This is a genomic window from Nonomuraea zeae (genome assembly GCF_005889725.1).
GTDB lineage: Bacteria > Actinomycetota > Actinomycetes > Streptosporangiales > Streptosporangiaceae > Nonomuraea > Nonomuraea zeae.
Window position 1 is genome coordinate 1 of sequence record NZ_VCKX01000378.1, and the last position, 10,362, is coordinate 10,362.

The 10,362-nt window shown below is 70.7% G+C and carries 14 protein-coding genes; 5 read left to right on the forward strand and 9 right to left on the reverse strand.

The window, feature by feature from the left end; all coding sequences use genetic code 11:
- Positions 1–447: 447 nt before the first annotated feature.
- The 3 genes from ETD85_RS65245 (at position 448) to ETD85_RS55320 (ending at position 2,315) form a co-directional block, all read left to right on the forward strand.
- Positions 448–609: an ABA4-like family protein gene (locus ETD85_RS65245; protein ID WP_206059495.1), complete on the forward strand. Its 162-nt coding sequence runs from the start codon at positions 448–450 to the stop codon at positions 607–609.
- Between the two features lie 121 nt (positions 610–730).
- Entirely contained in the window at positions 731–892 is a 162-nt protein-coding gene (locus tag ETD85_RS64035; RefSeq protein WP_170247371.1) for a hypothetical protein, read from the forward strand.
- Between the two features lie 61 nt (positions 893–953).
- Complete coding sequence (locus ETD85_RS55320; RefSeq protein WP_138697880.1) at positions 954–2,315, forward strand: glutamine synthetase family protein; 1,362 nt, start codon at positions 954–956, stop codon at positions 2,313–2,315.
- Positions 2,316–2,437: 122 nt separating this feature from the next.
- Here the strand turns inward: ETD85_RS55320 and hisF are convergent, their stop codons facing one another.
- From hisF to hisD, 9 genes are all read right to left on the reverse strand, one after another.
- Positions 2,438–3,199 (reverse strand): imidazole glycerol phosphate synthase subunit HisF, encoded by a 762-nt coding sequence (gene hisF / locus ETD85_RS55325; protein WP_138697881.1) that lies wholly within the window; start codon positions 3,197–3,199, stop codon positions 2,438–2,440.
- Positions 3,196–3,606: a Rid family hydrolase gene (locus tag ETD85_RS55330; protein ID WP_138697882.1), complete on the reverse strand. Its 411-nt coding sequence runs from the start codon at positions 3,604–3,606 to the stop codon at positions 3,196–3,198. The genes hisF and ETD85_RS55330 overlap by 4 nt, the downstream gene beginning before the upstream one ends.
- 19 nt (positions 3,607–3,625) lie before the next feature.
- A complete protein-coding gene (priA, locus tag ETD85_RS55335) occupies positions 3,626–4,348 on the reverse strand; it encodes a bifunctional 1-(5-phosphoribosyl)-5-((5-phosphoribosylamino)methylideneamino)imidazole-4-carboxamide isomerase/phosphoribosylanthranilate isomerase PriA (RefSeq protein ID WP_138697883.1) in 723 nt (240 codons plus the stop codon).
- On the reverse strand, positions 4,349–4,678 hold the full coding sequence (locus tag ETD85_RS64040; protein ID WP_170247372.1) for a hypothetical protein: 330 nt from the start codon (positions 4,676–4,678) through the stop codon (positions 4,349–4,351).
- 76 nt (positions 4,679–4,754) lie between these two features.
- Entirely contained in the window at positions 4,755–5,393 is a 639-nt protein-coding gene (gene hisH / locus ETD85_RS55345) for an imidazole glycerol phosphate synthase subunit HisH (protein WP_138697884.1), read from the reverse strand.
- The gene (locus ETD85_RS64045) at positions 5,384–5,539 is read right to left on the reverse strand and encodes a hypothetical protein (protein WP_170247374.1); all 156 of its coding nucleotides are present in this window, start codon (positions 5,537–5,539) and stop codon (positions 5,384–5,386) included. The genes hisH and ETD85_RS64045 overlap by 10 nt, the downstream gene beginning before the upstream one ends.
- Entirely contained in the window at positions 5,536–6,129 is a 594-nt protein-coding gene (gene hisB, locus ETD85_RS55350) for an imidazoleglycerol-phosphate dehydratase HisB (protein ID WP_138697885.1), read from the reverse strand. The genes ETD85_RS64045 and hisB overlap by 4 nt, the downstream gene beginning before the upstream one ends.
- A 59-nt stretch (positions 6,130–6,188) precedes the next feature.
- The gene (locus ETD85_RS55355) at positions 6,189–7,262 is read right to left on the reverse strand and encodes a histidinol-phosphate transaminase (protein WP_138697886.1); all 1,074 of its coding nucleotides are present in this window, start codon (positions 7,260–7,262) and stop codon (positions 6,189–6,191) included.
- The gene (gene hisD, locus ETD85_RS55360; RefSeq protein ID WP_138697887.1) at positions 7,262–8,587 is read right to left on the reverse strand and encodes a histidinol dehydrogenase; all 1,326 of its coding nucleotides are present in this window, start codon (positions 8,585–8,587) and stop codon (positions 7,262–7,264) included. Before hisD ends, ETD85_RS55355 begins: the two co-directional genes overlap by 1 nt.
- A 405-nt stretch (positions 8,588–8,992) precedes the next feature.
- Between hisD and ETD85_RS55365 the strand changes: the two genes are divergently transcribed.
- Positions 8,993–9,187: a hypothetical protein gene (locus ETD85_RS55365; protein WP_138697888.1), complete on the forward strand. Its 195-nt coding sequence runs from the start codon at positions 8,993–8,995 to the stop codon at positions 9,185–9,187.
- Between the two features lie 48 nt (positions 9,188–9,235).
- Positions 9,236–10,246 (forward strand): non-homologous end-joining DNA ligase, encoded by a 1,011-nt coding sequence (ligD, locus tag ETD85_RS55370; RefSeq protein WP_138697889.1) that lies wholly within the window; start codon positions 9,236–9,238, stop codon positions 10,244–10,246.
- Positions 10,247–10,362: the final 116 nt, after the last annotated feature.

Genomic DNA, 10,362 nt, shown 5'->3' on the forward strand with positions numbered 1-10,362 from the left:
AGATAGAAATATAGAAGTTGGAGTACTTACAGTTTTAGATATTAGAAATCACGAACGAGATAAGGGAGTTCTACTTATACTTTTTTTTTTTTTTAGATGAGTATAAGAGACAGCCCCACCCCCATGCTCGCCCGAGGAGGCGCCTCAGCCCATGGCCGCGTTCCTGTTCGACTTCAGCCTGTACGCGGCCGCGCCGTTCCGGGGGTCGATGATCCCTGGCGCCCACCTGGCGGGGGTTACCCGGGAGGTCGCCGGGCTCACCGCCGATCGTGCTGCCCGCGATGCGGTCGACCTGATCCTGATGGTGCCGCTGCTCCCGGAATTCTGGCCGGTGGTGACCCGGCCGTCCCCGCAAGGAAGGGCTGGCCGCGCCGGCGACCCGCCCGGAGGCCCCGGCCGCGCTGTGGGCCCAGATCATCGCCTGGGACCTGTTCGCAGGCCCGGTGGATGTACCTCGACAGCCGGGAGCGGAACGTCCATCCGCTGGTCATGGCACCGGCGCTGACCGCCACGATCCTGCCGTCACCGATCGCGCTGCCGATCTCTCTCCTGCCGCGCGTCAAGCTCGCGCAAATCCCGGCGCGACAGGCGCTCACGCCCGTGCTCTAGCCCTTACCATGGCAGAGGAAAGAAGCCCCCCGGTTAGGATCATGAACATCTTCACAGAAGATGCCAGTGATCGCCCAGATCCGGGTATATACGGCTGGGAACGGACTGCAGGAGGCCCCCCATGCAGGTCAAGAAGGTGATCACCTACGTGGCTGTCGCGTTCGTGGTCTTCTACCTGTTCACCCGGCCGGCCCAAGCCGCCGCCGCGGTCAACGGTGTGTTCGACGGAATCATTCACGGAGCCAACCAGCTCGCCGTGTTCTTTGGGAGTGTTCTGACCTGACGGATGGTTCTGTCTGCGTCAGGTGCTTCCCCGCGCTGCCAGATCGTGTTACGCAGGCAGGATGAGAGATCGCCCCAGCGGCACCAAGATCAATCAGCTCGATCCCAACGCGCGGCGCATCCTCGAGCGGGCTGAGCTCGAGGGCATCGAGCTGATCCGTTTCCTGTACGCCGACCACGGTGGCGTGATCCGTGGCAAGGCGGCATCCCGGTCCCGGTTGGCCGAACGGCTCGACACGGGTATCGGGCACACGGTGGCCATGATGGCGATGAACATGCTCGACCAGCTCCAGGACGTCGAGCACATGGGTCCGGTGGGCGAGGTACGCATCGTCCCCGACCCCGCCACGTACGTCCCGTTGCCCCACGCACCGGGCGCGGCCGCGATGCTGTCGGATCTCCGCCAGCCGGACGGCTCGCCATGGGGCGCGTGCGCGAGGACGTTTCTCAAGGACGCGATCGCCGAGCTCGCGGCCGAGGGATACACGCTGGTCGCCGCCTTCGAGCCGGAGTTCACCCTCGGCCGCCGCCTGCCCGACCCGGCCGGCGGCCCGGACCGGCTGGTGCCGCTCGACGACTCGCTCTGCTATGCCAACTCGGGGTTCGACACGGCGCACGACTACACGATCAAGCTCATCCGCGCCCTGGAGACGCAGGGCCTGCGGGTCGAGCATTATCACCCCGAGCTGGGGCCCGGCCAGCAGGAGCTGTCGGTACGCCACGCGCCCGCGCTGCGCGCCGCCGACAACCACGTCCTCTACCGGGAGACCGTGCGCGGGCTGGCCATGCGCATGCAGATGTGGGCCACGCTGGCGCCCAAGCCGCTGGCCGACCAGGCGGGCAACGGCGCTCACCTGCACCTGTCGCTGTGGCGCGAGACCCAGAACGTCTTCGCGGAGGAGAGCGAGGTGCGTGACGGCTTCATCGGCGGCCTGATCGCCCACCTGCCCGCCCTGACCGCGCTGACCTGCGGCAGCGTCAACAGCTTCCGCCGCCTGGCTCCCCGTACGTGGGCCAGCGCGTACGCCGTCTACGGCCCCGACAACCGGGAGGCCGCCGTGCGCATGTGCTCCCCGCTCGGCGAGAGCGGCGAGCCGAACCTGGAGCTGAAGCCGTCGGACTCCTCCGCCAACCCGTACCTGTCGCTGGGGGCCGTCATCCACGCGGGCCTCGACGGGATCCGGCGCAAGCTCGACCCCGGCGCGCCGGTGGACGTCGATCCGGACACCCGGCCCGGGCAGTATCCGCGCCTGCCGGCCTCGCTGGATGAGGCGCTGGACGCGCTGGAGGCCGACGAGGTGCTCATGGAGGCGCTCGGCCCGCTGCGGCGCAGCGCGTTCCTGGCAGTCAAGCGGTCGGAGGCGGCGGCGTTCGGTGCCATGAACGTCTCCTACGAGCTCTTCCACCACCTGCGGGTGTTCTGACCGGCACGGCACGGCACGGCACGGCACGGCACGACGAGCAAAGCACCGCGAGCACGACGGAAACGCCGGAGCGCCCTGCCGCCGCGCCCCGGCGTTTCGCCCGGCTGGTGCCGGGGATCGCTCTAGCGGACCGGGTGACCGGCCATCCTGAGCGTGTCCTTGACCTCCGAGATCTTCAGCGTGCCAAAGTGGAACACGCTGGCCGCGAGCACCGCGTCGGCACCGGCCGCCACGGCCGGCGGGAAGTCCTCCAGCCGGCCCGCGCCACCGCTGGCGATCACCGGCACCCGGACGGCCGCCCGGACCGCCCGCAGCATCTCCAGGTCGTAGCCGTCGAGCGTGCCGTCGCCGTCCATGGAGTTGAGCAGGATCTCGCCGACGCCCAGTTCCTCACCGCGCGCCGCCCACTCCACCGCGTCGATCCCCGTGCCGCGCCGCCCGCCGTGAGTGGTCACCTCGAAGCCGCTCGCCGTGCCCGGTGCCCGCCGGGCGTCCACCGACAGCACGACGCACTGGGCGCCGAACCGCCGCGAGGCCTCGGTGAGCAGCTCGGGTCTGGCGATGGCGGCCGTGTTGAGTGACACCTTGTCGGCTCCGGCCCGCAGCAGGCGGTTGACGTCCTCAGTCGAGCGCACGCCGCCCCCGACCGTGAGCGGGATGAACACCTGCTCCGCGGTCCTGCGCACCACGTCGAGCATGGTCTCCCGCTCGCCGGAGGACGCCGTGATGTCGAGGAAGGTGAGCTCGTCGGCCCCCTCCTCGTCGTAGCGCCTGGCCAGCTCGACGGGATCACCCGCGTCACGCAGGTTCTCGAAGTTGACGCCTTTGACCACCCGACCGGCGTCCACGTCGAGACAGGGAATGACTCTTACCGCCACGGTCATGTTCGAAGTGCCTCGATCTCGATCTCGACCAGCATCCTGGGATCGACCAGGCCGGCCACCCGCACTCCCGTGCAGGCGGGGCGGACCTTGCCGAAGACCTCGCCGATGGCCTTGCCTACGAGGTCGAAGTGACGTTGCTCCACCACGTAGTAGCGGACCATGATGACGTCCTCGTGGGTCAGGCCGCCCATCAGGACGGCCTCCAGCGCGATGTCGATGGCGGTCAGGCTCTGCTTGTAGGCGTCGCCGACGTGGCGCACCTCTCCTTCGACCGTGGCCGTGCAACCGGACACGATCACCCGCTCGCCCGCCACCACGGCACGGGCGTAGCCGTACTTCTCCTCCCAGATGCCGCCCGAAAACACCCGGAAACCGGTGCTTTCCATGCCGATGTTGCTGACGCTCATCTCGCCCCCTCCCGGCGAACTACACGCGTACCGCGGCCAGCGCGTTTTCCAGTGTGAACGCGTGAGCGTACAGGGCCCTGCCCACGATCGCACCCTCCACTCCGTCCGGAACGAGAGAAGCTAGTGCGACCAGGTCATCGATGGAGGAAACGCCTCCGCTGGCCACGACGGGTTTGTCGGTCCTGGCGCAGATCTGCCGGTAGAGGTCGAGGTTCGGGCCCTGCAGCATGCCGTCCTTGGTCACGTCGGTGACCACGTAGCGGGGGCAGCCGTCGGCCTCGAGCCGGTCGAGCACCTCCCATAGGTCCCCCGCGTCCTCGGTCCAGCCGCGGGCGGCCAGCGTGGTGCCGCGTACGTCGAGGCCGACCGCGATCTTGTCGCCGTGCTCGGCGATGATCTTCCGGCACCAATCGGCCTTCTCCAGCGCGGCGGTGCCGATGTTGACCCGTCGGCAGCCGGTGGCCAGCGCCGCGGCCAGGGAGTCGTCGTCGCGGATGCCGCCGGACAGCTCCACGTTGACGTCGACCTTGCCGACCACCTCCGCGATCAGCTCCCGGTTGGTGCCCCGGCCGAAGGCGGCGTCGAGGTCGACCAGATGGATCCACTCGGCGCCCGCCTCCTGCCAGGCCAGCGCGGCGGCGAGCGGCTCGCCGAAACCGGTCTCGGTCCCGGCCTCGCCCTGGACCAGGCGTACGGCCTGGCCGTCGGCCACGTCCACGGCGGGCAGCAAGATGAGCGACATTCAGATCCTCCGGTCGAAAGCGAGGGTCACGACAACGGGTGCGAGCAGCAGAGAGAAGACGAAGACGGCGAAACTGAGCGGGAAGGACCCCCAGACCAGCCAGACGAGCACCTGGACGAGCAGGAAGCCGAGCGCCACCAGGCTGTTCTGGGCGCGGTGCCGGCGCGCGAGCAGGCCGCCCTGGCGGTAGAACCGCACGGGACGCGGGACCAGCCGGGCCGCCAGGGCGCGGCGGCGGGCTCTGCGCGCCTGCCGCACCTCGTTGGCCCGCATCGCCCGCGCCCGCTCGGCCTCACGCTCGGCCCGCCTGCGCGCCCGCTCCTTGCTCATGAGGTCTCCTCGATCCGCCCGGCGAGACTCAGCGTGCCGGACGGCAGGGCGGGCGACTCGGTGCGCGGGCGGCCTTTCACAGGCTGCCGAGCCAGTTCGCCAGCAGCGTGGCGCCGGCGTCGCCGGACTTCTCCGGGTGGAACTGGGTGGCCATGAGCGGGCCGTTCTCGGCCGCGGCCACGAACGGCACGCCGTGCTCGGCCCAGGTGACGACCGGCTCGGCGAACCCGTCACCCGGCCGCAGCTCCCACTCGCGCACGCCGTAGGAGTGGACGAAGTAGAAGCGGGTGGCCGCGTCGAGCCCGGCGAACAGGACGCTGTCGTGGGGCGCCTTGACCGTGTTCCAGCCCATGTGGGGCAGCACCGGAGCCTCCAGCCGCTCCACCGTGCCCGGCCACTCGCCGCAGCCCTCGCTCTCGACGCCGTGCTCGACGCCCCTGGCGAACAGGATCTGCATGCCGACGCAGATGCCCAGCACCGGCCGGCCACCGGACAGCCGGCGGCCGATGATCTGCTCGCCGCGGACGCCCTTGAGCCCCTTCATGCACGCCTCGAACGCGCCGACGCCCGGCACCACCAGGCCGTCGCACTCCAGCGCGGCCTCGAAGTCGGACGTCACGGTCACGTCGGCGCCGGTCCTGGCCAGTGCCCGCTCGGCCGAGCGCAGGTTGCCCGAGCCGTAGTCGAGCACGACGACGTTCTTCGCTACCACCACAGCACCCCCGCCGTGATCGCCATCGCCGCGCCGACCGCGCAGATGGCCGCACCGATCTTGAGCCCCTGCTTGAGCAGGGAGAACACGCCGCCGCCGAGGAACAACCCGATGAAGATCATCACCCCGGCGATGAGGTTGTCCGTCATAGGACGCCCTTGGTGCTGGGCACGCCCGTGGCGCGCGGGTCGAGCTCCGACGCCTCGCGCAGCGCCCTGGCCAGGGCCTTGAACTGGGCCTCCACGATGTGGTGCGCGTTGCGCCCGTAGGGGACGTGCACGTGCAGGCAGATCGCGGCCTGGGCGACGAGCGACTCCAGGATGTGGCGGGTCATCGTCGTGTCGTAGTCGGGGCCGATCATCGGCGCCATGCTCTCCGGCTCGGAGTGCACGAGGTAGGGGCGGCCCGACAGGTCCACGGTGACCTGGGCGAGCGACTCGTCCAGCGGGCACGACGCGCTGCCGAACCGCCGGATGCCCGACTTGTCGCCCAGGGCCTCGCGAAACGCGGCGCCCAGCGCGAGCGCGGTGTCCTCGATCGTGTGGTGCGCGTCGATGTGCAGGTCGCCCTCGGTCTTGACCGTCAGGTCGAACAGCCCGTGCTTGCCGAGCTGGGCCAGCATGTGGTCGAAGAAGCCGACCCCGGTCGCCACCTCGACCCGGCCGGTGCCGTCGAGGCCGACCTCCACCAGGACCGAGGTCTCCTTCGTGACGCGCTCGACGCGGCCTACGCGGTTCACCGGCCCTCCTTCGCCGGTCCCGTGAACCGCAGAAGCGCCGTGCTCGTTGGTTCGCTCGCTCACTGCAGGACCCCTTCCAGGGCGGCGCGGAAGGCCGCCATCTCCTCGCCGGTGCCGATCGACACACGCAGCCATTCTGGCGGGCCCACCTCGCGGATGAGCACGCCGGCCGCCAGCAGCCCCTCCCACACCGTGCGCCGGTCGGGGAAGCGCCCGAACAGCACGAAGTTGGCGTCGGAGTCGGCCACGGACAAACCCTTGGACCGCAGCCACGCCACGGTGCCGTCACGCTCGCGCCGCAGCGCGTCCACGGTGCCGAGCAGCTCGTCGCGGTGGCGCAGCGCCACGCGCGCCGCCGTCTGGGTGAGCGTCGACAGGTGGTACGGCAGGCGCACGAGCAGCAGCGCCTCCACCACGGCCGGGTGCGCGGCCAGGTAACCCAGCCGGGTGCCCGCCATGGCGAACGCCTTGGACATCGTCCTGGTGACGATCAGCCTCGGATGGGCGGGCAGCAGCGTGAGCGCCGACGGCGTGCCCGCGCGGGCGAACTCCGCATATGCCTCGTCCACCACGACCATCCCCGTGGCGGCGGACAGGACGGCCTCGATCGTCTCGATCGGCTGGGCGGTGCCCGTCGGGTTGTTGGGCGAGGCCAGGAACACGATGTCGGGCCGGTGCTCCTCGATCGCCGCCACGGCCTTGCCGGGGTCGAGCGAGAAGTCTTCTTCGCGGCTGGCCTTGACCCACTCGGTGTTGGTGCCGCTGGTGATGATCGGGTGCATCGAATAGGACGGCTCGAACCCCATGGCCGTGCGCCCGTGACCGCCGAACGCCTGGAGGATCTGCTGGAGCACCTCGTTGGAGCCGTTGGCGGCCCACACCTGCTCGGTGGTCAGGCCGTGGCCGAGGTAGGCGGCCAGCCCGGCGCGCAGCTCCGTCGCGTCCCTGTCGGGGTAGCGGTTGAGGTCGCCGGCACCGGCCCTGATCGCCTCGGCCAGGTCGGCGACCAGCTCGGGCGAGGGCGGGTAGGGGTTTTCGTTGGTGTTGAGCCTGACGGGGACGTCGATCTGGGGCGCGCCGTAGGGCGACTTGCCCCGGAGATCGTCCCTGATGGGAAGGTCGTCCAGGTTCACTAGTCCGAGGTCTCCGTGGTCGCTGGAACCTGCCAGTCGAAGCGGGCGCGGATGGCGGCACCGTGGGCAGGAAGGTCTTCGGCGTCGGCCAGGACCGACACATGCGCCGCCGCGTCCGCGAGCGCCTCGCGGGTGTAGTCGACGACGTGGATGCCGCGCAGGAACGACTGCACCGACAGGCCGCTGGAATGGCAGGCGCAGCCGCCCGTGGGCAGCACGTGGTTGGAGCCGGCGAGATAGTCGCCGAGCGAGACCGGCGCGTACGCGCCGACGAACACGGCCCCGGCGTTGCGCACCCGCGCGGCGACGGCCGCCGCGTCGGCGGTGTGGATCTCCAGGTGCTCGGCGGCGTAGGCGTCCACGACCTTGAGGCCGTCGTCGATCGAGCTCACCAGCACGATGCCGGACTGCCGGCCGCCCAGCGCCTCGGCGATGCGCTCGGAGTGCTTGGTCGCCGAGACCTGCCCCGGCAGCTCCTTCTCGACCGCGTCGGCCAGCTCGGGGCTGGTGGTGACCAGCACGGCGGCGGCGATCGTGTCGTGCTCGGCCTGGCTGATCAGGTCGGCGGCGACGTGGACCGGGTCGGCCGTCTCGTCGGCCAGGATCGCGATCTCCGTCGGGCCGGCCTCGGAGTCGATGCCGATGCGGCCCTTGAGCAGCCGCTTGGCCGCCGCCACCCAGATATTGCCCGGACCGGTCACCATGGTCGCCGGCGGGCACTCGTCCGTGCCGTAGGCGAACATGGCCACCGCCTGCGCCCCGCCCACGGAGTAGACCTCGTCCACCCCGAGCAGCGCGCACGCGGCCAGGATCGTCGGGTGCGGCAGCCCGCCGAACGCCTTCTGCGCCGGGCTCGTCACCGCGAGCGAGCCGACGCCGGCCTCCTGGGCCGGCACGACGTTCATCACCACGCTGGACGGATAGACCGCCCGGCCGCCGGGGACGTAGAGGCCCACGCGATCGACGGGCACCCACCGCTCGGTCACGGTGCCGCCGGGCACGACCTGGGTGGTGGTCTCGGTGCGCCGCTGGTCGCGATGGACCAGCCGGGTGCGCCTGATCGACTCTTCCAGCGCCGCCCTGACCTTGGGGTCGAGCTCGGCGAGCGCCCGCTCGATGGCCTCGGCGGGGACGCGGGTGGTGGCGATCTCGACACCGTCGAACCTGGCGGTCAGCTCCCGTACGGCTGCCGCCCCGCGATGGCGCACGTCGTCGCAGATGAGCCGCACCTTCTCCAGGGCGGCCTCTACGTCGAGCTCGGCGCGGGGCAGCACGTCGCGCAGGTCCTCGGGCAGAGAACCGCGCATGTCGATACGGGAAATCACCCTGACAGTCTACGGAGTCCGGCCCCGCGGTCTCACTTTGTCCACTATCCGGGACACCTGTCCGGGGACATCGGGCCACGCATCCGGACATCGCGACGGCCGTGGGGCGGCAGATCGCCGACGCCGCCTCCACGGCCGTCGTCACCCCGGACCGGGCCTGCCGGGGCGGTGTCGTGGCCGTCACGGGGGCACGGCCACGACCGAAGCAAGCTGGGCACTATCCATGCCCTCGGCCAAGACCCGTTAACGCGGCACACCAAGAAAAACTTTGAGTAACATAAATCTAACGTTAAGCAACGTCGGCGCGGTTCGCGTGTCGCGACAGGGCCTGCGAGCGCGGCGCGGAGCAGCGCGAGGACTTTCGGGTTACCTGTCCATTATGTCCGATCCTTTACTCTTACAGTCATGGGACAGTGGCGAGGCCCTGACGGCATCCTGGTCGAGGCGATCATCTTGGACGATCGCCCGATGCTGCGCGTCTCCCACCGGGTGGACGGCAGGACCTATCTGCGCGGCTACTGCGCCACCGTCTCCGAGCTGGGCCAACACGGCGTAGATCTGGCCGAACTGGTAGAAGACTCACCTCTTGACCATCTGTAGACCCCTGGCCGCCACTGTCGATCAGCCGGACGGGGTACGGCATGCACCATGGTCCGGCTGCCCGCCTACGCGCCCATGCTGGCCCAGCTAGGCACCCTGCCCTCCGTCCAGGATGCCGGCTGGGCCGTGGAGATGAAGTGGGACGGCGTACGCGCCCTCGCCTACATCGACAACGGCGCCGTCCGCCTGATGTCGCGCAACAGCAAAGACATCACCCCCGCCTACCCCGAGCTCCAGCTCATGGCCGGCAGCACCGGCGGCCGGGCGGCCGTGATCGACGGCGAGGTCGTCGCGTTCGACGAGGCCGGGCGGCCCAGCTTCGAGGCGCTGCAGCCGCGCATGCACCAGCGCAACCCGGCCGCCGTGGGCGAGCTGGCCAGATCGGTGCCGGTGACGTTCATGGCCTTCGACCTCCTGCACCTGGACGACTCCAGCGCGGTCTCCCGCCCCTACACCGAGCGCAGGGAGCTGCTGGAGAGCACGCTCAGACCCGGCTACCGGTGGGAGGTGCCCGTCTGGTTCGCCGACCACGCGGCGCGGGCGTTCGACTCCTCCAGGCAGCTCGGGCTCGAAGGCATCGTGTGCAAGCGGCTGAGCTCGCCCTACCGCCCCGGCCGGCGCAGCAGCGAATGGATCAAGATCAAGAACGTCAGCACCGCCGAGGTCGTGATCGGCGGGTGGCAGGCGGGCGGCGGGCGGCGCTCCGGGATGATCGGGTCGCTCCTGCTCGGCGCCCACGACCGGCGCGGCCGACTGCTGTACGTTGGGCACGTCGGCACCGGGTTCACCCAGGCCATGCTCCGCGATCTACAGGACCTGCTGGCGCCGCTGGAACGGCCCGACCCGCCGTTCGACGAGCCGGTGCCGCGCGAGCACGCCCGCGACGCGCACTGGACCGAGCCGCGCGTGGTCGGGGAGGTGCAGTACGCCGAGGTCACCGGCGACCACCGGCTGCGCCACCCGTCCTGGCGCGGGCTGCGCCCCGACCGCGAGCCGGCCGAGACCAGCACGACGGAGATCCTCCCAGCGAGCGAGACCGGGGACGCCGCGGCCGGCTGACGCCCGCGCCGCGCCCGCGCCCGCGCCGCGACCCTGCGCCGCAGCCCTGCGCCGCGACCCGCCGCGACCCGCCGCGCCCCTGCGCGCTCCCCACGCGCCCCCGCCGCGACCTCCAC